At 67.8% G+C, this 20,567-nt stretch carries 20 protein-coding genes; 9 read left to right on the forward strand and 11 right to left on the reverse strand.

The annotated features are described in order from the left end of the window. Positions 1–15: 15 nt before the first annotated feature. Positions 16–1,008: a LysR substrate-binding domain-containing protein gene (locus CVM50_RS07895; protein ID WP_085888686.1), complete on the forward strand. Its 993-nt coding sequence runs from the start codon at positions 16–18 to the stop codon at positions 1,006–1,008. Here the strand turns inward: CVM50_RS07895 and CVM50_RS07900 are convergent. Continuing rightward, positions 944–1,756: a helix-turn-helix transcriptional regulator gene (locus CVM50_RS07900; protein ID WP_085888687.1), complete on the reverse strand. Its 813-nt coding sequence runs from the start codon at positions 1,754–1,756 to the stop codon at positions 944–946. The genes CVM50_RS07895 and CVM50_RS07900 overlap by 65 nt on opposite strands. Before the next feature lie 114 nt (positions 1,757–1,870). Here CVM50_RS07900 and CVM50_RS07905 point away from each other — a divergent pair, with 114 nt between their 5' ends. From CVM50_RS07905 to CVM50_RS07915, 3 genes are all read left to right on the forward strand, one after another. After that, on the forward strand, positions 1,871–3,232 hold the full coding sequence (locus tag CVM50_RS07905; RefSeq protein ID WP_085888688.1) for an aminotransferase class III-fold pyridoxal phosphate-dependent enzyme: 1,362 nt from the start codon (positions 1,871–1,873) through the stop codon (positions 3,230–3,232). Between the two features lie 30 nt (positions 3,233–3,262). Beyond that, positions 3,263–4,402, forward strand: a complete 1,140-nt coding sequence (gene argE, locus CVM50_RS07910) for an acetylornithine deacetylase (protein ID WP_085888689.1) — start codon at positions 3,263–3,265, stop codon at positions 4,400–4,402. A 202-nt stretch (positions 4,403–4,604) separates the two neighbouring features. After that, entirely contained in the window at positions 4,605–5,339 is a 735-nt protein-coding gene (locus CVM50_RS07915) for a UTRA domain-containing protein (protein ID WP_159457058.1), read from the forward strand. 88 nt (positions 5,340–5,427) lie between these two features. Here CVM50_RS07915 and CVM50_RS21700 read toward each other — a convergent pair whose 3' ends face one another. The 6 genes from CVM50_RS21700 to hisC all read right to left on the reverse strand — a co-directional run bounded on the left by CVM50_RS21700 (position 5,428) and on the right by hisC (position 12,393). After that, positions 5,428–5,961, reverse strand: coding sequence for a HutD/Ves family protein (locus tag CVM50_RS21700; protein ID WP_085888691.1), 534 nt, complete (start codon positions 5,959–5,961; stop codon positions 5,428–5,430). Beyond that, positions 5,958–7,652, reverse strand: a complete 1,695-nt coding sequence (gene hutU / locus CVM50_RS07925; protein WP_085888692.1) for a urocanate hydratase — start codon at positions 7,650–7,652, stop codon at positions 5,958–5,960. The genes CVM50_RS21700 and hutU overlap by 4 nt, the downstream gene beginning before the upstream one ends. A 15-nt stretch (positions 7,653–7,667) precedes the next feature. Next, a complete protein-coding gene (gene hutG / locus CVM50_RS07930) occupies positions 7,668–8,483 on the reverse strand; it encodes an N-formylglutamate deformylase (protein ID WP_085888693.1) in 816 nt (271 codons plus the stop codon). Further along, complete coding sequence (gene hutH / locus CVM50_RS07935) at positions 8,483–10,024, reverse strand: histidine ammonia-lyase (protein ID WP_085888694.1); 1,542 nt, start codon at positions 10,022–10,024, stop codon at positions 8,483–8,485. The genes hutG and hutH overlap by 1 nt, the downstream gene beginning before the upstream one ends. After that, positions 10,017–11,198, reverse strand: coding sequence for an imidazolonepropionase (hutI, locus tag CVM50_RS07940; RefSeq protein WP_085888695.1), 1,182 nt, complete (start codon positions 11,196–11,198; stop codon positions 10,017–10,019). The genes hutH and hutI overlap by 8 nt, the downstream gene beginning before the upstream one ends. Before the next feature lie 91 nt (positions 11,199–11,289). Continuing rightward, the gene (hisC, locus tag CVM50_RS07945) at positions 11,290–12,393 is read right to left on the reverse strand and encodes a histidinol-phosphate transaminase (RefSeq protein ID WP_085888696.1); all 1,104 of its coding nucleotides are present in this window, start codon (positions 12,391–12,393) and stop codon (positions 11,290–11,292) included. A 75-nt stretch (positions 12,394–12,468) separates the two neighbouring features. Here hisC and CVM50_RS07950 point away from each other — a divergent pair, with 75 nt between their 5' ends. The 5 genes from CVM50_RS07950 (at position 12,469) to CVM50_RS07970 (ending at position 17,169) form a co-directional block, all read left to right on the forward strand. Then, complete coding sequence (locus tag CVM50_RS07950) at positions 12,469–13,242, forward strand: SDR family NAD(P)-dependent oxidoreductase (protein WP_085888697.1); 774 nt, start codon at positions 12,469–12,471, stop codon at positions 13,240–13,242. Positions 13,243–13,376: 134 nt separating this feature from the next. Next, positions 13,377–14,705, forward strand: coding sequence for a histidinol dehydrogenase (gene hisD, locus CVM50_RS07955; RefSeq protein WP_085888698.1), 1,329 nt, complete (start codon positions 13,377–13,379; stop codon positions 14,703–14,705). Positions 14,706–14,778: 73 nt separating this feature from the next. After that, the gene (locus CVM50_RS07960; protein ID WP_085888699.1) at positions 14,779–15,792 is read left to right on the forward strand and encodes a zinc-dependent alcohol dehydrogenase; all 1,014 of its coding nucleotides are present in this window, start codon (positions 14,779–14,781) and stop codon (positions 15,790–15,792) included. Beyond that, positions 15,785–16,012, forward strand: coding sequence for a hypothetical protein (locus CVM50_RS07965; RefSeq protein ID WP_232618188.1), 228 nt, complete (start codon positions 15,785–15,787; stop codon positions 16,010–16,012). The genes CVM50_RS07960 and CVM50_RS07965 overlap by 8 nt, the downstream gene beginning before the upstream one ends. Then, positions 16,009–17,169: an alpha-hydroxy acid oxidase gene (locus tag CVM50_RS07970; RefSeq protein WP_085888701.1), complete on the forward strand. Its 1,161-nt coding sequence runs from the start codon at positions 16,009–16,011 to the stop codon at positions 17,167–17,169. Before CVM50_RS07965 ends, CVM50_RS07970 begins: the two co-directional genes overlap by 4 nt. A 347-nt stretch (positions 17,170–17,516) precedes the next feature. On the opposite strand, the gene CVM50_RS07975 is transcribed toward CVM50_RS07970, so the two are convergent. Genes CVM50_RS07975 through CVM50_RS07990 form a run of 4 tightly spaced genes read right to left on the reverse strand, consistent with a single transcriptional unit; the run spans position 17,517 to position 20,554 of the window. Then, positions 17,517–18,290: an ABC transporter ATP-binding protein gene (locus tag CVM50_RS07975; RefSeq protein ID WP_085888702.1), complete on the reverse strand. Its 774-nt coding sequence runs from the start codon at positions 18,288–18,290 to the stop codon at positions 17,517–17,519. Further along, the gene (locus CVM50_RS07980; RefSeq protein ID WP_085888703.1) at positions 18,287–18,973 is read right to left on the reverse strand and encodes an ABC transporter permease; all 687 of its coding nucleotides are present in this window, start codon (positions 18,971–18,973) and stop codon (positions 18,287–18,289) included. The genes CVM50_RS07975 and CVM50_RS07980 overlap by 4 nt, the downstream gene beginning before the upstream one ends. Then, complete coding sequence (locus CVM50_RS07985; protein ID WP_085888704.1) at positions 18,973–19,692, reverse strand: ABC transporter permease; 720 nt, start codon at positions 19,690–19,692, stop codon at positions 18,973–18,975. The genes CVM50_RS07980 and CVM50_RS07985 overlap by 1 nt, the downstream gene beginning before the upstream one ends. A 7-nt stretch (positions 19,693–19,699) precedes the next feature. Further along, positions 19,700–20,554 (reverse strand): transporter substrate-binding domain-containing protein, encoded by an 855-nt coding sequence (locus CVM50_RS07990; protein ID WP_085888705.1) that lies wholly within the window; start codon positions 20,552–20,554, stop codon positions 19,700–19,702. Between the last annotated feature and the right edge of the window lie 13 nt (positions 20,555–20,567).

Consider the following 20,567-nt stretch of genomic DNA (forward strand, 5'->3'; position numbering starts at 1 on the left):
GAGAAGAGGCCCAACATGATCCGGTACACCCTGCGGCAGCTCGAATATTTCGTGGCCGTGGGCGAGGCGGGCAGCATCATGTTGGCCGCCGGCAAGGTCAACGTCTCTTCTCCCTCGATCTCGGCGGCCATTTCGCAGCTGGAGACGGAATTCGGCATGCCGCTGTTCGTGCGCCAGCACGCGCAGGGGCTGTCGTTGACCCAGGCGGGCCGGACCCTGATGGAACAGGCCAAGGTAGTGCTGCGCGAGGCCGACCGGCTGGTGGACCTGGCCGGCGACATCTCCGGCACCGTGCGGGGCCCGATCTCCGTCGGCGGCATGCTGACCTTTGCCCAGACCGTGCTGCCGCCCCTGCGCAAGGATTTCGTCGAAGCCTACCCTGAGGCGCGGTTCACCCAGATCGAACTGGACGCGAATGAGCTGGTCAGCGCCTTGCGCCGGGCCGAGATCGACGTGGCGCTTGGCTATGATCTGGTGTTGCCACCTGATCTGAAATTCGTGCCGCTCTTGGATCTGCCGCCCTTCGTGGTGCTGCCCAAGGATCACCCCCTGGCCGACCGCGAGGAGATCGCGGTGGAGGAGCTGCGCGCCGAACCCATGGTGCTGCTCGATCTGCCGCAAAGCTCCGACTACTTCCTGTCGTTCTTCCATGAGAAGGGCATCAAGCCGATCATCACCGAACGGTCGCGCGACATCGCGGTGGTGCGCAGTCTGGTGGCCAACGGCTTCGGCTATTCCATCGCCAATCTGCGGCCCCTGAACGGCGTCTCCCCGGACGGCAAACCGCTGCAGTTCGTGCCGCTGGCGGGGGGGCTGCGGCCGATGACCATGGGGCTGATGATGACCCTGCAGGCGGAAACCACCAACGTGGTTCGCAGCTTCGTCGAATTCGCCCAGTCGTGGTTCCGCGACGGTTTCATGCCGGGGCAGATCCCGCATGAGGTCAGTGGCCCGAAGGCGAGCCCAGCATCGGTAAAAGAAGAGAGAAAAGCTGCGCCTGGGAGCTGATCCCGAGACGCGCGTAGAGCTGCTTGCGAAAGACCTTCACCGTTTCCGGGCTGAGGTCGAGGTGCAGCGCGATGGAGGCCGTGGAATGGCCCTTGAGCACGAGGAAGGCGACCTGCGCCTGGCGCGGGGTCAGGGCGATGCCCAGGTGCGCGGCGACGTTGGCGCGCAGGCTGTCGGCGACACTGACGACGACATTGGCGTGGGCGCTGCCGCTGTCCTGCGCGGCCAGCCCGGCCCAGTGACGGCGGATCAGCGACAGGCAGACCGGCGCCAGCGCCTCCGCCTGGGCGATGTCCCGCGCGCTGAACCGGCGCCCGGAGGAGGCATCGCGGCCCAGGCAGATCGTCACCGTCACCTGCGCCGCGGGCCGCGCCACGAAGGCCAGTTCGTCCGTCAGGGTCGTGCCCTGGTAGTAGGTCAGGAAATACTCGCCCCGGCTGAAATGGTCCGGCGCCACATCGCCCAGCCGGTACAGCCCGTCCGCCGCGCCGTCGGCGTGCAGCTGGTGGAACGGATCCAGCAGGTAGGCCCCCTTCAGGTAGGCCGAGCCCAGGCGGGCATGCACCCGGGCATCGGCGGCATCGAGGTGCAGCACCCGGGGCCGGTCGTGGCCGGGGTAGGCCAGCATGGTGATATTGTCGAAGGGCACGGCCGCACGCAGCCAGGCGGCCAGCGCGGGTTCGAATCCGGGCGTGCCCAGCCGGTCGATGGCTGCCGCGAGGCGGTGTTGGGGGCTGTTGTCGGTCATGGATCCCTCCTTGGGGGTATATACCCCCCAAAAGTCGAAACGTAGAAGTGGAAACTGAATTGCGGGGGTATGCCCCCCCCCGCGCCAGATGTCCCGCCGACCGGAGAGACCGACATGACCCTGATGCCCGACACCCGCCAGATCCTCGACCAGGACGCCCACCTGATCCAGTCTTTCGCCGACCTCGACGCGCTGAAGGCGCAGGGCGCGCGCACGGTGATTTCCAAGGCCAAGGGCGCCCATGTCTGGGACAGCGACGGCAACAAGATGATCGACGGCATCGGCGGGCTGTGGTGCGTCAACATCGGCCATGGCCGGGACGAGATGATCGAGGCCATCGCCGGTCAGCTGCGCGAGCTGGACTATTACTCCACCTTCTACAACTTCACCCACCCCAAGGCCGCCGCCCTGGCCGAGAAGATCGCGCAGTTGTCCCCGGGGCACCTGAACAAGGTGTTCTTCTCCAATTCCGGCTCCGTCGCCAATGACAGCGCCATTCGGATGCTGCACCACTACAACATCCGCAAGGGCCGCCCCGAGAAACGTCAGGTGCTGTCGCGGATCGGCGCCTACCACGGCTCCACCTACCTGGCGATGGCGATGACCCAGCCCAGCAATTCCGTCGGCTGGACCTCCGCCGCCGACGGTCTGGTGCACCACCTGCGCAGCCCCCACTTCTGGCGCGAGGGGGGCGAGATGAGCGAGGCCGAGTTCCTCGACGCGCTGATCCTCGACCTGGAAACCTCTATCGACCGGATCGGGGCGGGCAACATCTGTGCCTTCATCGCCGAACCCATCCAGGGCGCCGGTGGTGTCATCACCGCGCCCGCAGGCTACCACCGCCGCGCGTGGGAGGTCTGCCAGGCCAATGACATCAAATATGTCGCCGATGAGGTGGTCACCGCCTTTGGCCGCCTGGGCCATATGTTCGCGTCCCAGGACGTGTTCGGCATGACGCCCGACATCATCAACACCGCCAAGGGCCTGACCTCGGGCTATCAGCCGCTGGCGGCCACCATCGTGTCGGATGAGATCCACGACGTGATCTCCGCCCCCGACGGCTATTTCCTGCACGGCCTCACCTACTCGGGCCACCCGGCCGCCGCCGCCGCCGCGCTGACCAATATCGAGATCATGGAACGCGAGCAGATCCCCGAGCGCGTCCGCACCACCGGCGCCTATTTCGAGAAACGCCTGCGTGAGCTTTCGGACATCGAGCTTGTCGGGGAGGTGCGTGGGAGCCATTTCATGATGGGGATCGAGTTCGTGAAGGACCGCGCCACCAAGGAAAGCCACCCGGACGCGGCCCAGGTCGGCCCCAAGGTCGCCCGCGCCTGCCAGAAACGGGGCCTGATCGCCCGGCCTCTGGGGAACGTGTTGATCCTCTCGCCCACGCTGATCATGGACGAACCCATGATCGACGAGATTGCCGGCATCTTGCGCGATGCCATCACCGAGGTTGCCGCGGGTCTTTGACCTGCGGCCCCCGCAACTGACGAAAGACTTATGGACAGCCTCAGCCTTCTGGACACGCTCATCGCCTTCGACACCACCGCTCGGACGTCGAACCTCGACCTGATCGATTTCGTCGAAAGCTACCTGACCGAACGCGGCTTCCGCGTGACGCGGGTGATGGCCCCCGAAGGCGACCGCGCAGGGCTGTATGCCGCCATCGGGCCGGAAGGCGCAGGGGGCGTGATGCTGTCGGCGCATACGGACGTGGTGCCGGTCGCGGGGCAGGAATGGACCCGCCCGCCCTTCCAGCTGACGCGGGAGGGCGACCGGCTTTATGGGCGCGGCACCACGGACATGAAAGGCTATCTCGCCGCCATGCTGGCCCTGGCCGACAATGCGGCGGGCGCCGACCTGGCCGAGCCGCTGAAGCTGGCAATCTCCTACGACGAGGAGATCGGCTGTGTCGGCATCCAGGCGATGATCGACCAGCTGGAGCCCGCCATCGGCCTGCCGCGCCTCTGTTTCGTCGGTGAACCCAGCGAGATGCAGGTCACCGTGGGCCACAAGGGCAAGGCCGCCTTCCGCGCGGTCTGCCACGGCCAGTCGGGCCATTCCGCGCTGGCCCCGCAGTTCACCAATGCCCTGCACCTGGCCACGGATTTCGTGGCCGAACTGCGCGCGCTGCAGGAGCACTACGCCCGCGACGGGGCCCGGGATGAAGCCTATGGCGTGCCCTATTCCACGATCCACGTAGGCACCCTGTCGGGGGGCACCGCGCTGAACATCGTACCGGATCGGGCCGAGCTGACCTTCGAGTTCCGCCACCTGGCCGCCGACGACCCCGACACGATCCGCGCCCAGATCCGGGGCGCGGCAGACCGGGTCAGCGCCGCCCACGAGGCCGACGCCCGGATCGAGGTGGAGGAGGTCAATGCCTACCCCGGCCTCGACCAGGCCGAGGAGGCGGAGGTGACCACCTTCGCCATGGCCATGGCGCAGACCAACAGCGTGACCAAGGTGGCTTTCGGCACCGAAGCGGGGTTCTTCGAAGCCCTGGGGATTCCCACCGTGGTCTGCGGGCCGGGGTCGATGGACGGACAGGGCCACAAGCCCGATGAATATATCGAGCTGGACCAGCTGCGCGCCTGCGACGCCATGCTGGAGCGGGTGCTGGACAGCCTGCGCATCTGATCCCGGCGCGCGGTCAGCCCCCGGCCCCATACCGGTTGCCCCTCCTCTCTGCGGGTCGGGGGGCGCACCGGCAGCATTCGCCACGGCACCGCGCGGGCGGAGATTGTCCCGCCCGCAACATGTCTGTACATTTGGTCCCTGCTGCCCCGGCCCCGCCGGCACCGGCACGCACAGGACCAGAGCGACAGGACCCGGAGCAGACATGGCGGCAGCACAGACCGAAACCCTTCATTCCCGCATCCTGGCTGAGTTGACCCGCAAGATCGTCGACGGCAGCTGGCCGCCGGGCCACCAGCTTCCGAAGGAGACGGAGCTGGCAACGCAATACGGCGTGTCGCGGATGACAATGAACAAGGTGCTGACCCAGCTGGCGCAAGAAGGCTACGTCGTCCGGCGCAAGCGCACCGGCACCGTGGTGGCCCAGCCACGGGCGCAATCGGCGGTGCTGGCGATCAATAACATCCAGGACGAGGTGGCGGCCCTGAGTCGACGCTATCACTGGCGACTTTTGTCGGCCGAGACCCGCCCTCGCAGCGCCCAGGATCAGCGGCAGCTGGACCTCGATGCCGAGGAAGGCACATGTGACACGCTCTTCCTGCAGGGGCTGCATTATTCCAACGACGACCCCTTCTGCCTGGAAAGCCGTGCCATCAACCTCGGCGTGGTGCCCGATGCCGCCGGCATGGATTTCGATTGCGACGTGCCGGGCAGTTGGCTGTTACAGACCATGCCCTGGACCAACGCGCGCCACCATGTGCGTGCGGTCAATGTCGCGGGCCGTGATGCCACGCTGCTGCAACTGCCCGTGGGTGCCGCCTGCCTGGAGATTCTGCGCAAGACCCAGATCGAGGGCGAATGGGTGACCTACGTCCGCCTGCTCTACCCCGGCGAGGCGCATCAGCTGGTGGCGGAGTTCGAGGGCCGGCCGGGCGGCTGAACGATGCGGCCAGGGCCAAAGCGAGGCCGAGCGGTTCAGCGGTCGGGCGCAGCCCTCCGATCCTCAGCCAGACCGGAGGGGCAACCTTTCACTCCTCAAGAATGAGGATCAGCAGGCACCCCGCGGGCACCGCCTCCGGCGCGCCGTCCAGCTCCACCAGATCGTACCGCCCCAGGCCCACCTCCGCCCGATCCTCGCGCGCGAACAGATAGGCGCCCAACACAGCCGCGCCCGCCACAGCCTCCCCCGGTTGCAGCACGACCCCGCGCAGCGGTGCGCGCACCATCAGGTTGAGGTCCAAAAGACCCGTCCCCGGCAGTTCCGCCTCACAGGCCAGTCCGCCGTCGAAGGGATGCGGCCCGCTGCCCGGGTCCGTCTCGATGACCGATCCGTCCTCGAAGCGCAGCAGCATGGCGCCGCCCTCCAGCACGGTCAGCACCCGGTCGATGCCGGGAAAGACCGAGAAGGGGCCGGATCCGCCGACCTTCGCCGTGCTGATCCGCCACTGAAAATCCTCGAACCCTGCGCCGGCGGGATGGCAGATCACCTCTGCCGTCTCGCCGCCGCCGTTCTTCCAGGGGGCAAAGCCCCGCTCTGCCGCCCTGTGTATCCTGCCTGTCATCCGAGGATCCGGGGCAGGTTCAGCCCGTGTTCCTTCGCGCATTCGATCGCCTCCGGGTAACCCGCATCCGCATGGCGCCAGACGCCCGACGCGGGATCATTCCACAGCACCCGCTCCAACCGCCTGGCGGCCTCGGGCGTGCCGTCGGCACAGATAACGACCCCGGCGTGCTGGGAAAAGCCCATGCCGACCCCGCCGCCGTGGTGCAGCGACACCCAGGTGGCACCCGAGGCGGTGTTCACAAGCGCGTTCAGCAGCGGCCAGTCCGACACGGCGTCGGAGCCGTCGCGCATCGCCTCCGTCTCCCGGTTGGGCGAGGCGACCGAGCCGCTGTCGAGGTGATCGCGCCCGATCACCACCGGCGCCTTCAGCTCGCCATTGGCGACCATCTCGTTGAACTTCAGCCCCGCGCGGTGGCGATCGCCCAGGCCGATCCAGCAGATTCGCGCGGGCAGACCCTGGAACGCGATCCGCTCGCGCGCCATGTCCAGCCAGCGGTGCAGCCCCTCGTTCTCCGGGAACAGCTCCTTCATCGCCTGGTCGGTCTTGTAAATGTCCTCCGGGTCGCCCGACAGCGCGGCCCAGCGGAACGGCCCGATGCCGCGGCAGAACAGCGGGCGGATGTAGGCGGGCACGAAACCGGGGAAGGCGAAGGCGTTTTCCAGCCCCTCTTCCTGCGCCATCTGGCGGATGTTGTTGCCGTAATCCAGTGTCGGGATCCCGGCGTTCCAGAAACCGACCATCGCCGCCACGTGATCCTTCATCGAGGCCCGCGCGGCACGGTTCACCGCCTCCGGCTCGCTTTCCTGCTTCGCCCGCCATTCGGCCACGGTCCAGCCCTTGGGCAGGTAGCCATGATAGGGGTCGTGGGCCGAGGTCTGGTCGGTGACGATATCGGGCCGACCGTTCGGCAGGGCCTCGCCCGCCTCGACGCGGCGCAGGATCTCCGGGAAGACCTCGGCGGCATTGCCGATCAGCGCCACGGATTTCGCCTCGCCGGCCTTGGTCCAACGGTCGATCATCGCCAGCGCCTCGTTCAGGTCGTGGGTCTTCTCGTCGCAGTACCGGGTGCGGATGCGGAAATCGGCGCGGGTCTCGTCGCATTCCACCGCCAGGCAGCAGGCGCCGGCCATGACGGCCGCCAGCGGCTGTGCGCCGCCCATGCCGCCCAGACCGCCTGTCAGGATCCACTTGCCCCTCAGGTCGCCCTCGTAATGCTGACGCCCCGCCTCGGCGAAGGTCTCATAGGTGCCCTGCACGATGCCCTGCGCCCCGATGTAGATCCAGGACCCGGCGGTCATCTGGCCGTACATCATCAGGCCCTTCTTATCGAGCTCGTTGAAATGCTCCCAATTGGCCCAATTGGGCACCAGGTTCGAATTGGCGATCAGCACGCGGGGCGCATCCGCATGGGTGCGGATCACGGCAATCGGCTTCCCCGACTGGACGATCAGCGTCTCATCCGCCTCCAGCGTCTTCAGGCTGTCGCAGATGGCGTCGAAATCCTCCCAGGTGCGCGCCGCGCGGCCGATGCCGCCGTACACCACCAGCTCATGCGGATTCTCGGCCACGTCCGGGTGCAGGTTGTTCATCAGCATCCGCAGCGGCGCCTCGGTGACCCAGCTTTTCGCGGTCAGCTCGGTCCCGGTGGGGGGGAAGATGTCGCGGGTGTTGTGACGGGGGTTGGTCATGTCTGGGGTCCTCTCTCAAAGGCGCGGCAGCTGCGGAGCAGGCCGGGCGGCGGCCTCGGCGGCCTGCAGGATATCGGTCAGGATGGCCTTCAGCTGCGGGCGCAGCGTGGCGATCTTCTCGGCGTCCACCTCGGAGGGCAGATCCTCGGTCTCCAGGTAGGCGGACTGGGCCAGTTCCATCTGGATGGCGTGAATACCCCGACCCGGGCGACCGTAATGCCGGGTGGTCCAGCCGCCGCGAAAGCGCCCGTTCACCACATGGCTCTGCCCGGTGGCAGCGCAGGCATCGCGGCAGGCGGCCTCGATCTGGGCCGCGCAGGTGGTGCCGCCGTCGGTGCCGATGTTGAAATCGGGAAGCGTGCCCTCGAACAGCCAGGGGATGACTGAGCGGATCGAGTGGCAGTCGTACAGAACCGCATAGCCGTGGATCGCCTTCACCCGCGCCAGCTCGGCGTCCAGCGCGGCATGGTAGGGCGCGTGATACTGCGCCACCCGGTGCGAGACCTCTGCCGCATCCGGGGCCTCTGCCCAGATCGGCACGTTGTCGAAGGTCGTCTCGGGCACCAGCCCGGTGGTCGTCTGCCCGGGGTAGAGCGACTGGCCGGAGGGATCGCGGTTGGCGTCGATCACGTAGCGGTGGAAGCTGGCGCGCACCATCGTCGCCCCGTCGATCAGCCCGCCATAGAGCTGGTGAATATGCCAGTCGGTGTCGCGCAGCAGCTGGCCCTCGGCGTTCAGCTGCGCGCGGATGTCCTCGGGCACCCAGGTGCCGGTGTGCGGCAGGCCCAGCACCAGCGGGCTGTCGCCCTGAACGATCTGAACCGGATCCATCACGCCACCTCCGGCAGGGCCACGCCCAGGCCCTGGATCAGCGCGCCTTCCGCCACCAGGTCATGGGCGGCGGCCAGGTCGGGCGCCATGTAGCGATCATCGCCCAGCTCCGCCACGCGGCTCCGCAGCGCGGCGATGGCGGCTTTCAGCGGGGCCGAGGTTTCCAACGGCCCGCGCAGGGCCACGCCCTGCGCCGCCGTCACCGCCTCGATGCCCAGGATGTTGAAAAGGTTGCGGGTCATCAGACCCAACCGCCGCGCGCCATGGCAAGCCATGGAGACGTGATCCTCCTGGTTGGCGGAGGTGGGCGTCGAGTCGATGGAGGCCGGATGCGCCAACTGCTTGTTCTCGCTCATCAGCGCGGCAGAGGTGACCTCGGCGATCATCAGCCCCGAGTTCAGCCCCGGGTTCGGCGACAGGAAGGCCGGCAGGCCAAAGCTCAGCGCCGGATCCACCAGCAGGGCGATGCGGCGCTGCGCAATCGCGCCGATCTCGGCGACGGCCAAGGCGATCTGATCGGCGGCAAAGGCCACCGGCTCGGCATGGAAGTTGCCACCCGACACGACGCTGCCGTCCGACAGCACCAGCGGGTTGTCGGTGGCGGCATTGGCCTCCACCTCCAGCGTGCGGGCGGCCTGGCGCAGAAGGTCCAAGCAGGCGCCGCCGACCTGGGGATGGCAGCGCAGGCAATAGGGGTCCTGCACCCGCTCGTCATCGTCGCGGTGGCTCTCACGGATCTTCGATCCCGCCAGCAGGGCGCGCAGGGAGGCCGCCACCTCCACCTGGCCCGTATGGCCGCGCAGGGTGTGGATCTCCTCGGCGAAAGGCGCGGTGGATCCCATGGCGGCGTCCGTCGACAGCGCCCCGGTCACGACCGAGGTCATCAGCGCCCGTTCGGCGCGGAACAGCCCCGCCAGCGCCAGCGCGGTGGAGGCCTGGGTGCCGTTGATCAGCGCCAGCCCTTCCTTGGCCGAGAGCTCGATCGCCTCCAGCCCCGCCTCGGCCAGGGCCTGCGAAGATGGCATCCGGCGGCCGTGGTAAATGGCCTCCCCCTCGCCCAGCATGGTCGCGGTCAAATGCGCCAGCGGTGCCAGATCGCCAGACGCCCCGACCGAGCCCTGTTCGGGGATCAGCGGCAGCAGGTCGCGGTCCAGCATCTTCAGCATCAGCCGCACCACCTCGGCCCGGATGCCCGAGGCGCCGCGCGCCAGCGACATCACCTTCAGCACCATGATCAGCCGCGTGACCTCCGGCGCCAGCGGGTCGCCCACGCCGCAGCAATGCGACAGGATCAGGTTGCGTTGCAGGGTCGCCGTATCCTCCACCGCGATCTTGATCGAGGCCAGCTTGCCGAAGCCGGTGTTCACGCCGTAAACGGCGGCATTGCCGGCGGCGACCTCGGCGATGCGGGCGGCGGCAGCGTCGATGGCGGGCCAGGCACTGTCATCCAGCGTGATGCCCGCGCCGTCCCAGTAGATCCGCGCCAGGGCCCGCAGGGACACGGCGCCGGGGGTCAGATGTTCAACCTTGGTCTCAGCCATGGGTCACGGCTCCCTCAAAGACTCGCATATGCATCGGGTTCAGGCCGATCCGGCCAACAAGCTGGGCGGGTCGTTCCGCATCCCAGACGGTGAAATCCGCCGACAGGCCGGGGGCCAGCCGCCCGGTCACGTCTCCAAGGCCCAGGGCGCGGGCGCCATGGGTCGTCACCGCGTCCAGGCATTCCGCCACGGTCATCCCCCACAGGACCGCGCCCATGTTCATGGTCATCAGCAGCGAGGTCAGCGGCGATGTGCCGGGGTTGCAGTCGGTGGCCAGCGCCATGGGCACGCCGGCGGCGCGCAGGGCGGCGACGGGCGGTTTCTGCACCTCGTTCAGGGTGTAATAGGCGCCGGGAAGCAGCACCGCGACGGTGCCGGAGGCGGCAATGGCGGCCACATCCTCCTCGGTCGCATATTCGAAATGATCCACCGACAGGGCCCCATGGCGCGCGGCCATCAGGGTGCCGCCCGAGCGGGTCAGCTGTTCGGTGTGCAGTTTCACCGGCAGGCCCAGCTCGCCTGCGCGGGCAAACAGCGGCTCCAGCTCCTCAGCGGAAAAGGCGATCCCCTCGCAGAAGCCATCGACGGCATCCACCAGCCCCTCGGCCTGGGCGGCCTCCAGCCCGGCAATCGCCACCTCGCGGATATAGCCCGCCTTGTCGCCCGCGTATTCGGGCGGCAGGGCATGGGCCGCCAGCCAGGTGGTGCGCAGACGGAAGGGGCGCAGCTCCGCCAGCCGTTTGGCGGCGCGCAGCATCTTCAGCTCGCTCTCGATGTCCAACCCGTAGCCCGACTTGATCTCGATGGTGGACGTGCCCTCGGCCAGCAGCGCATCGAGGCGCGGCAGGGCTTCGGCCACCAGCTGGTCCACGTCACGCTCGCGGGTGAACCGCATCGAGGCTTTGATGCCGCCGCCCGCCCGCGCGATGTCCTGGTAATCGGCGCCTTCCAGCCGCATCTCGAACTCGCCCGTGCGGTCGCCACCGAAAACCAGGTGGGTGTGGCAATCGACGAAAGAGGGCAGCACCAGCCGCCCGCCCAGGTCCACCACCTCGGCCCCCGCCTGCGACAGGTCGGGGCCGATGGCGGTGATCTTGCCGCCCTCGGTCTCGATCTGCTGCAGCCTGGCCTCACAGGCCAGTCGCGCGTTGATCCAGATCCTGCGTGTCGTCATGGAGCCTCTCCGGGTCGGCGTGTCAGGTTCTCCATTAAGTATAGACATAATTACCCAGGCCTGCCTAGAGGGTTTCTGCCCCCCGGCGCGGCTACAGCACGGCCTCCAGCGCCCCCAGGAACTGATCGTTCTCCACCGCCAGCCCGGTGGAGACGCGCAGGAAGCTCTCGTAGCCCGGCTGTTTCCAGGGTTTCACGATGACCCCGTGATCGATCAGCGCCTCGCCCACCGGGCCGGAGGGGCGCGCGACGTTGACGAAGAGGAAATTGCCCTTCGACGGCAGCACCTCCAGACCCCGCCCGCGCAGGACGTCGGCGACCCGCGCCCGCTCCGCCAGGGTGTCGGCCACGGCGGCCTGCATGCCTTCCGGCGCGCACAGCGCCGCCAGCGCGGCGGCCTGGGCCACGGCGTTGACGTTGAAGGGCGTGCGCACCAGGTGCATCGCGGAAATCAGCGCGTCGCTGTTCGACAGCCCGTAACCGATGCGCAGCGCCGCCAGCCCCCAGGCCTTGGAAAAGGTGCGCAGGATCAGCAGCGGTTTGGCGTGGCCGCCGATCCGTTCGGTGCCGGGCAGGTAGTCGGGACCGGCGGCATATTCCACATAGGCCTCATCCAGACACAGCACGCTGTCGGGATGCTGCGCCGCCAGCACCTGGTCCAGCTGATCGGGCGTCAGCCAGACGCCCGCCGGGTTCATCGGGTTGGCCAGCAGGATCAGCCGCACGGGCCGCGCCACGGCCTCCAGCAGGGCGGCCATGTCGATCTCACGCCCCTCGGTCAGGCCGATTCGCGTGACCTCCGCCCCCATCATCCGGGCGTAATCCTCGTGCAGCGGGAAGGACGGATAGAGCGTCACCACCTCGTCGCCGGTCTGCAACAGCGCGCGGGCCAGCACGTTCAGCAGATCCTCCGACCCGTCGCCGAAGACGATGCGCGCGGCCTCCACCCCGGTCACCGCCGCCAGCTGTGCCGCCAGCGCCCGGGCAGACGGATCGGGGTACATCTGCGTCCGCCCCAGCACCTCCGCCATGGCCGCGCACACGGGGTCGGGCAGCGGGTGCGGGTTCTCGTTCGAGCCCAGCTTGGCAATGGGCCGCCCGCCACAGCGGCTGGCCACGTCCTCCAACGACAGGCCGGAATTGTAGGGGGCAAGCGCCGCCAGTTCGGGGCGCAGGGCGATTTCGGTTGCGGACATGGGGGAACTCCGTTGACTAGGCGCCGGGGAGGGGGCAATTTATGTCTAGACATGTCAAGCGAAAGTGACCTTCCCATGGCCGAAACTCCGCCGCTGCCCGCCGATTGCACCTTCGACTTCACCGGCCGCCGGGTGCTGGTCACCGGCGCCAGTCGGGGCATCGGGCGCACCCTGGCCCTGGCCTTTGCCCGCGCCGGCGCCGACCTGGTGCTGACCGCCCGCGCCCTGCCCTCGCTGGACGACACGGCCGCCGAGGCCCGCGCGCTTGGCCGCGACGTGATCTGCCGCGCCGTGGATCAGCAATCGGTCGCCGCCGTGCAGGAGGGGCTGTCGGACCTGCCGCCCCTCGACGTGCTGGTCAACAATGCGGGCATCGAGGACGTGCGCCCCACGCTGGAGGTGGATGAGGCGCTTTGGGACAAGATCGTCGACACCAACCTGAAGGGCGCCTTCTTCGTCGCCCAGGCAGCAGCGAAATCCATGGAAGGGCGCGGCGGCGCGATCATCAACCTGGCCTCGCTGACCTCCTTCGTGGGCGTGCCCACGGCCACCCCCTATACCGCCTCGAAAACCGGCATCCTCGGCATGACCCGCGCCATGGCCGCCGAATGGGCGCCCTTGGGCATCCGCGTCAACGCCATCGCGCCCGGGTATTTCAAAACCGGCCTCACCTCGACCTTCTACGAGGATGAGGGCTGGGTGCAGGCGATGACCGACAGCGTGCCCATGGGCCGCCTCGGCAATCTCGACGATCTCGAAGGCGCGACCCTCTTCCTTGCCTCCTCCGCCGCGCGCTATATCGCCGGACAATGCCTGGCCATCGACGGCGGTTTCCTGGCTAAAATCTAGGCAGATCCGCGACTGCCCGGCCAGCGTCCCGCTTCGCAGGCGCAATAAGTCTATACAATTCAGGTCCGGCGGCTAGAACAGCCCCGACCGCTCTCCCGAAGGCCCCGCGGGGCCGCCAAGAAAAAGGTGCTCCCATGCCCCAAGTGACCCAGCACAGCCTCGCCGGCCTCTCGCCCGAAGACCGCGCCGCCCTGACCAACCGGTCCGAGGCCGACCTGTCCTTCTTCCTGGAAAAGGCCGCGCCGATCATCGAGGCCGTGCGCACCGAAGGCGACGCCGCCCTAGTCCGCTTCGGGCGCGAGTTCGACAAATCCGAAGGGCTGACCGCCGACATCCTGCAAGCGCCGGAAAGCGAATTCGACGAGGCCTTCGACCTGGTGGAACCAGAGGTGATCGAGGCGATCCGCAAGGGCATCCGCAACATCCGCACCTTCCATGAGGAACAGGCGCCGGAACCCATGTGGCTCAAGGAAGTCAGCCCCGGCGCCTTCGCCGGTGACCGCTGGACGCCGATTGACTCGGTCGCGCTCTACGTGCCGCGTGGCAAGGGCTCCTTCCCGTCCGTCACCATGATGACCGCCGTGCCGGGCGCCGTGGCCAAGGTGCCGAACCTGGCGATCTTCACGCCCCCCGGCCCCGACGGCAAGGTGGACGCGGCCACCCTGGTCGCCGCCCGCCTTGCAGGCGTGGAAACCATCTACAAATGCGGCGGGGCCCAGGCCGTGGCCGCCGCCGCCTATGGCACCGAAACCGTGAAGAAGGCGCAGAAGATCGTCGGCCCCGGCTCCCCCTGGGTGGTCGCCGCCAAGCGCCTTCTGGCGGGCGTCATCGACCCCGGCCTGCCCGCCGGCCCGTCCGAGGTGATGATCCTGGCCGATGACACGGTACACGGCGGGCTGGCCGCCATGGACCTGCTGATCGAGGCCGAACACGGCCCCGACAGCTCCGCTTGGCTGGTCACCAACTCGCAGCGCGTCATCGACGAGGCGCTGGAGGCCCTGCCGGAGCTTTGGGCCGCAATGACCGACCAGCGCGTCGCGTTCTCGCAATCCGTGCTGTGCAACGGCGCGGGCGGCATCGTGCTGGCCCGCGACATGGACGACGCCTGCGCCTTCGTGAACGAATACGCCCCGGAACACCTGGAAATCCTGTCGGAGAAACCGTTCGAATACCTGGGCCAGATCACCGACGCGGCCGAGGTCCTGATGGGCACGCACACCCCCGTCTCCATCGGCAACTTCGCCTTGGGTCCGAACGCCGTGCTGCCCACCTCCAAGGGCGCGAAGACCTACGGGCCCCTCTCGGTCACCGACTTCCTGCGCCGTTCCTCCATCGGTTACGTCACCGAAAAGGGCTATCCGGAACTGGCCGAGACCGCCCACACCCTGGCGAAATACGAGGGCTTCTCGTCCCACGCCAACGCGGTCAGCGAGATGCGTGCGAAGTATCTGAAGAAGTCGTAAAATGACGGCGTGAACTGAGGGGGCCGCGCCCGCCGTGGCCCCCTGCCCGTCCGATCCAAGAGAGACCGATCCCATGCGCGCCGTCCGTCTTCATGCCACCCGCGACCTGCGTTTCGAAACCATTGACGCCCCTCTGCCGCCCCGGCCGGATGAGGTGACCCTGCGCGTCACCGCCGCCGGGATCTGCGGATCGGACCTGCACAATTACGCCACCGGCGCCTGGATCAGCCGCGCGCCCTCGGTCGCCGGGCATGAGTTTACCGGCGTCGTCACCGCGGTCGGCAGCGACGTGGCCCATGTGGTCGAAGGTCAGCGCGTTATCGTCGACAGCCGCCACATCTGCGGCACCTGCCCCGCCTGCCTGGAAGGCAACGGGCAGGTCTGCGACGATCTCGGCTTCCTGGGGGAGAAGATCGACGGCGGCTTTGCCGAATCCGTCACCCTGCCCGCCCGCAACGTGGCCCCCGCCCCCGAAGGCGTGCCGGACCGGCACCTGGCGATGGTCGAACCGCTGGCCGTGGCCCTGCACGCCGTCCGACGCCTGGATGCGCCCGAGGGCGCCGAGGTGGTGGTCACCGGCTGTGGCCCGATCGGCGGGCTGGTGGCCCTGCTGCTGACCCGCGCCGGCCATCCCGTCCGGGTGATCGATCTGAACGCGACGCGGGTGAACCTGGTCTGCGAGGCCACCGGCGCCACCCCCGCCACGCTCGACGCCCTGCCCCGCTTCCGCTTCGCCGTCGACACGACCGGCGCCGCGCCCGTCATCTCCGCCCTGGTCGAAAACATCGCGGGCCGTTCGCGCCTGGCCCTGGTGGGCATTGGCGCCGCGAAACCGCTCCTGGACCCCGTGCACCTGGTGGAGCGCGAAATCACCCTGCTGGGCTGTCACGCCTACGGGCCCGAGTTCTTCGAGGTGGCGCCGATGCTGCCCGATCTGGCGCCCGCGCTCGAAGCCTTCATCGCCGCCGAAATCCCGCTGGAGGCGGTGCCGGACGCCTACGAATCCCTGCTGGCGGGCGACAGCAGCGGGTTGAAGACGATCATCAACTGCGCCGTCGCCGCCGACATGGGCCGCCCGGGTGAATGACGCGGTGACGACCACGGCCCAAGACACGCCTGGCGCCCTGCCGTCCCGCACCGCCCTCTTCCTCTGCCCGACGCTGGTGATGAACCTGCGCGCGGGCGGGGGCGCGCATACCCCCACCTCCTCCGCGATCGGCTTGGCCACGGCCCTGGCCGCCGGATCGCCGCCCACCTCGGGCCGCGACCGGATGAGCGATTTCTTCGACCGGATCCGCCCCGCATGACCGACCTCTCCCGCCGCTTCGTCACCACCGACGACTTCGCCCGCGCGGCCCGCCGCAAGCTGCCGAAGATCTTCGCCGACTACATCGACGGCGGGTCCTTTTCCGAGACAACGCTGCGCCGCAACCGCGAAGGCTTCGACCGCTACCTGCTGCGCCAGCGCGTGTTGCACCCCCTAGGCCCCGCCGATCTGACCACGCCCCTCGGGACCGGCACCGCCGCGCTGCCCTTCGGCCCCGGCCCCGTCGGTTTCATGGGCCTCTACCACCGCGACGGCGACATCTGCGTCCACCGCGCGGCGACCCGCGCCGACACCCCCTGCGTCATCTCCACCTTCTCGATCAACGGGCTGGCGACGATGAAACAGGCGGCGGGCACCGTGCCTGACTTTCAGCTCTACCTGGACCGGGACCCGGAGGTGAACGCCTCCTACCTCGACCAGTGCCGCGCCACCGGCGTCAAACGCATCTTCCTGACGGTCGACACCGCCATCACCTCGGTTCGCGAACGCGATGTCAGGAACGGCTTCCGCTCTGTCTCTCGCATCACGCCCTCACTCTTCCTGCAATTCGCTGCCCGCCCCGCCTGGTCGCTCTCACTCCTGCGCGGCGGCTTCCCGGAGGTCGAACTGGTCGCCGGCCGGCCCGAGTTCGGCCGCGGCGCGCTGGCCCAGGCCGGGAACCTGTCGGGACGGCTCGATATCGACCTGACCTGGGACAAGGTGCGCCAGCTGCGCGCCGACTGGGACGGCGAGCTGATCATCAAGGGCATTTCCGACCCCGAGGATGCCGCCCGCGCCGCCGCCGAAGGGATGGACGGGATCGTGCTGTCGAACCATGGCGGGCGACAGCTCGACCACGGACCGGCCACCATCACCCGGCTAAAGGCGGTGCGCGCGGCGCTCGGCCCCGACCCCATGCTCTTCATTGACGGCGGCTTCCGGCGCGGGTCCGACATCGTGAAGGCCATCGCCCTGGGCGCCGATTTCGTCATGATGGGCCGCCCCTTCGCCTGGGCCGTGGCGGCGGCGGGCGAGCCGGGCGTCGATCACCTGATCCGGCTGCTGGCGACCGAAACCGCGATCACCCTGCAACTGATGGGCCTGACCTCGATTGCCGAGCTGAAGGCCGCCGGCCCAGAGATATTGCTGACCGAGTGATCCCGGCAACCCAACCGTTCAGCCCGTCGAAGGCCCCGGGCGACAGCTCCTACCAGAAGGCGGTGATCGCCGCGGCGGTCAGCGCCGGCCTCCAGCCGTAACGCTCGAAATCGGCCCGCGCCGCGCCGTCCAGCCGCGACGGGAACTGCCGCTTGCCCCCAGCAGGCATATGTTCTTGGTTTGCACAGCCTCTACCGCTCTTTGCAGGTTCAGCGAACCCAAGAGCATACCCCCAGTCACAAAGTCTCAGGCCGGGGTGCAGCCTGTGCGGTATAGTTTCTGGTCCCATAGGATTGCGCCCAGGAAAAATCCTGGGCGTTTTCGATATGTCCAGGACAGCTCACACATCAAGCGCGGTCGAAATACCCACTCAGGAAAGCGCGACACCGCTCGGAGTGAGCATTTCCGAAGACCTGTTCCGGCGTGCCGTCCTCTTCGACGAGCCCCTGATGCAGGAAAATCGTACGGCTTGAGACCTCGCGCGCGAAGCCCATCTCATGAGTGACGATGATCATCGTGCGCCCTTCATCCGCCAGGTCGCGCATGACCTTCAGCACCTCGCCCACAAGTTCCGGATCCAGCGCCGAGGTCGGTTCGTCAAACAGGAGCGCGCGCGGCTTCTGCGCCAGCGCCCGGGCGATGGCGACACGTTGCTGCTGCCCCCCCGAAAGCTGGTTCGGCCAGGCATCGGCCTTGTCCGACAGGCCGACCTTCTCCAGCAGCGCCATCGCCTCGTCCCGGCATTCCGCCTTGTTGCGGCGCTGCACGATCATGGGCGCCTCCACGACGTTCTGCAGCACAGTGCGATGCGGCCAGAGATTGAAGTTCTGGAACACAAATCCGAGGTCGCGGCGGATGGCACGAGCGGTGCGTTCGTCTGCCCGGCTCAGCTTGCCGTCGCGCGGAGTGATATGCGCCTCCCCCACGGAGATCGACCCGCTGTTGGGAATTTCCAGCATGGGGATGCAACGCAGCAGAGTGCTCTTGCCCGAGCCGCTGGCCCCGATGAGAGAGATGACGTCGCCGTCATGCGCCGCAAGGTCGATGCCCTTCAACACTTCGTGGCTGCCAAAGCTCTTGTGCAGTCCCTTGACCGAGACCGCGGGGAGATTGTTGGTCATTGTCTTGCTCCAAATTGCCAGGGAGAGAGAGCACGTTCGGCCCAGGACGTGGCGCGGGTGATGATGAGCGAAAGCACCAGGTAGATCAGGCCGGCACAGAGGAAGATCTCGACCGCCCGCCAGGTTTCGGCCACGGCTTCGCGGGCGATGCCGGTGACATCCATCAGGCTGATCATGCTGACCAGCGCGGTGGATTTCAGCATCGAGATGATTTCGTTGGAGTAGGCCGGGAGGGCCTGACGCACCGCGATCGGCAGGGTCACGCGGCGCAGGATCTGCAGCCGCGACATGCCGCTGACCCGGGCTGCTTCCTGAGCGCCCCTGGGCACCGCGCGCAGGCCACCTCGCAGGATTTCTGCGGTGTAGGCGGCATCGTTCAGCATCAACGCGATCAGGCCGCACCAGTAGGGTTCGCGCAGCAGTGGCCAAAGAAAGCTGGACCGGACGAACTCGAACTGCGCCAGCCCGAAGTAAATCATGAACAGCTGCACCAGCAGCGGCGTGCCCCGGAAGAAGAAGATATAGGTCCCGGCCACGGCGTTGCCGATGCGGGTCGTGCGCAGAAGGTTCAGCAGCAGGGCGATGGCGAAGCCACCCAGCAGGGCAAAGACGGCGAGATTCAGCGTCAGGGGAAGCCCCCCGAGCAGTTTCTTGAAGAGATCGAGAAGATAGACCGTATCCATCAGTGCGACCCTCCGGCATAGCCGGCCATGCTGCGTCGCTCCAGCATGCGGAAGACCTGGTCGGACAGGGTCGTGATGATCAGGTAGATCACGGCCGCCGCGGTGTAGAACAGGAAGTGTTCCTGGGTGGTCCCGGCGGCGATCGAAACCTGTCGCATCGTCTCGACCAGTCCGGTCACCGACACGAGCGCGCTTTCCTTGATGACGGATTGCCACTGGTTCCCCATCCCGGGGATGGCCGTGACCATAGCCTGGGGCGCTGTCACCCGGCGGAACAACTGCCAGCGCGACATGCCGACGACACGGCCTGCTTCCAGCGTGCCTTTCGGCACGGCCTGGTAGGCGCCGCGCAACACCTCGGATTGGCCCGCGCCCGAGATCAGCCCGATGGCCAACATCCCCGCGACAAAGCCACTGATATCGAACGGCCCTTCGAAGCCCAGGGCGGTGCCGACGAGGGAAACCACCTGACGGCCGCCAAAGTAGAACAGGAAGATGACCAGAAGGTCAGGGATGCCACGCAGGACCACGACGTAGGTCTCGGCGATACGGCGGGTCACGGGGTTGCCCGACACCCGCCCCCAGACGGTCAGCGTGCCCAGCACGGTGCCCAGCAGGAAGGCCGAGAGAGAAACGGCGAGGGTCATGAGGCCGGCACGTGCAAGCACCGGCCCCCATCCCTCGGGGCCGAAGCCCAGAAGATACAATTCAGAAGTCATGCGACCGTCAGTATTGTTGCGGGGTCACGACGAGGCCGAACCACTTCTTCGACAGCTCGGCCAGCGTGCCATCGGCCACCATGCTTTCGAGACCTGCGTTCAGAGCCGCCTGCAGCTCGGCATCGCCCTTCTGCACAGCCAGGCCGGAGCCCGCCCCCATGACGCCACCGATGAAGATCGGGCCGGTCGCGCTTGCCGTATCGGCGTTCTTCTCAAGAAATGCCGGGACATTGGTGACCGAGGCGATACCCGCGTCGATGCGGCCGACGCTGAGATCCTGATAGACGTCGGGGCCGTTGGGATAGGTGCGCACGGTGACGTCACGATCCTCAAGGTACTTTTCCAGGAAAGCCGACTGGATCGTCGCCTGCTGCACGCCCACGGTCTTCCCGGCGAGGACTTCGACGACGGCATCGACAGCCGGGCCGATGCTTTCGGGGTCGTCAAGCTGCGCGACCTCGCCATCCATCGGCAAATCGATGCCCGAGGCGTTCATCACGACGAAGGTCGACCCGCCGGTGGTGTAGTTGTGGGTGAAATCCACCACTTCCTTGCGCGCCTCGGTGATGCTGACGCCGTCGACGATCGCGTCGTACTTGCCGTCGATCAGGCCCTGGATCATGCCATCCCAAGCCTGCGAGATCATTTCGACCTTGAGGCCCTGGCGTTCCGCGATCTCGTTCACCAGATCGATCTCGAAGCCGTAGAGTTCACCGTTGGGGCGGGTCATGTTGGAGGGAGGGAAAGAGCCTTCCGTCGCGATGACGATGGTGCGATCGGTCACGTCTGCCGACGCGGCGGATACAGCCAGAAGCGTGGCGGAGAATGCGGCGCCGGCCAGGGCGCGGGTGATCTTGAACATGTGTAGTCCTCTG

Source organism: Pseudooceanicola marinus, assembly GCF_002786295.1.
GTDB classification, from domain to species: domain Bacteria; phylum Pseudomonadota; class Alphaproteobacteria; order Rhodobacterales; family Rhodobacteraceae; genus Pseudooceanicola; species Pseudooceanicola marinus.

Bases quoted from the DNA above. Each gene is read 5' to 3' on its own strand.
- CVM50_RS21700 (WP_085888691.1), bottom strand. From the start codon at position 5,961: ATGACAGGCAGGATACACAGGGCGGCAGAGCGGGGCTTTGCCCCCTGG.
- CVM50_RS07985 (WP_085888704.1), bottom strand. From the start codon at position 19,692: ATGACTTCTGAATTGTATCTTCTGGGCTTCGGCCCCGAGGGATGGGGG.
- hutG (WP_085888693.1), bottom strand. From the start codon at position 8,483: ATGGATCCGGTTCAGATCGTTCAGGGCGACAGCCCGCTGGTGCTGGGC.
- CVM50_RS07950 (WP_085888697.1), top strand. From the start codon at position 12,469: ATGGCCGAAACTCCGCCGCTGCCCGCCGATTGCACCTTCGACTTCACC.
- CVM50_RS07905 (WP_085888688.1), top strand. From the start codon at position 1,871: ATGACCCTGATGCCCGACACCCGCCAGATCCTCGACCAGGACGCCCAC.
- CVM50_RS07900 (WP_085888687.1), bottom strand. From the start codon at position 1,756: ATGACCGACAACAGCCCCCAACACCGCCTCGCGGCAGCCATCGACCGG.
- CVM50_RS07990 (WP_085888705.1), bottom strand. From the start codon at position 20,554: ATGTTCAAGATCACCCGCGCCCTGGCCGGCGCCGCATTCTCCGCCACG.
- CVM50_RS07970 (WP_085888701.1), top strand. From the start codon at position 16,009: ATGACCGACCTCTCCCGCCGCTTCGTCACCACCGACGACTTCGCCCGC.
- CVM50_RS07895 (WP_085888686.1), top strand. From the start codon at position 16: ATGATCCGGTACACCCTGCGGCAGCTCGAATATTTCGTGGCCGTGGGC.
- hutU (WP_085888692.1), bottom strand. From the start codon at position 7,652: ATGACCAACCCCCGTCACAACACCCGCGACATCTTCCCCCCCACCGGG.
- CVM50_RS07975 (WP_085888702.1), bottom strand. From the start codon at position 18,290: ATGACCAACAATCTCCCCGCGGTCTCGGTCAAGGGACTGCACAAGAGC.
- CVM50_RS07960 (WP_085888699.1), top strand. From the start codon at position 14,779: ATGCGCGCCGTCCGTCTTCATGCCACCCGCGACCTGCGTTTCGAAACC.
- hutI (WP_085888695.1), bottom strand. From the start codon at position 11,198: ATGACGACACGCAGGATCTGGATCAACGCGCGACTGGCCTGTGAGGCC.
- CVM50_RS07915 (WP_159457058.1), top strand. From the start codon at position 4,605: ATGGCGGCAGCACAGACCGAAACCCTTCATTCCCGCATCCTGGCTGAG.
- CVM50_RS07980 (WP_085888703.1), bottom strand. From the start codon at position 18,973: ATGGATACGGTCTATCTTCTCGATCTCTTCAAGAAACTGCTCGGGGGG.
- hutH (WP_085888694.1), bottom strand. From the start codon at position 10,024: ATGGCTGAGACCAAGGTTGAACATCTGACCCCCGGCGCCGTGTCCCTG.
- hisC (WP_085888696.1), bottom strand. From the start codon at position 12,393: ATGTCCGCAACCGAAATCGCCCTGCGCCCCGAACTGGCGGCGCTTGCC.
- hisD (WP_085888698.1), top strand. From the start codon at position 13,377: ATGCCCCAAGTGACCCAGCACAGCCTCGCCGGCCTCTCGCCCGAAGAC.
- argE (WP_085888689.1), top strand. From the start codon at position 3,263: ATGGACAGCCTCAGCCTTCTGGACACGCTCATCGCCTTCGACACCACC.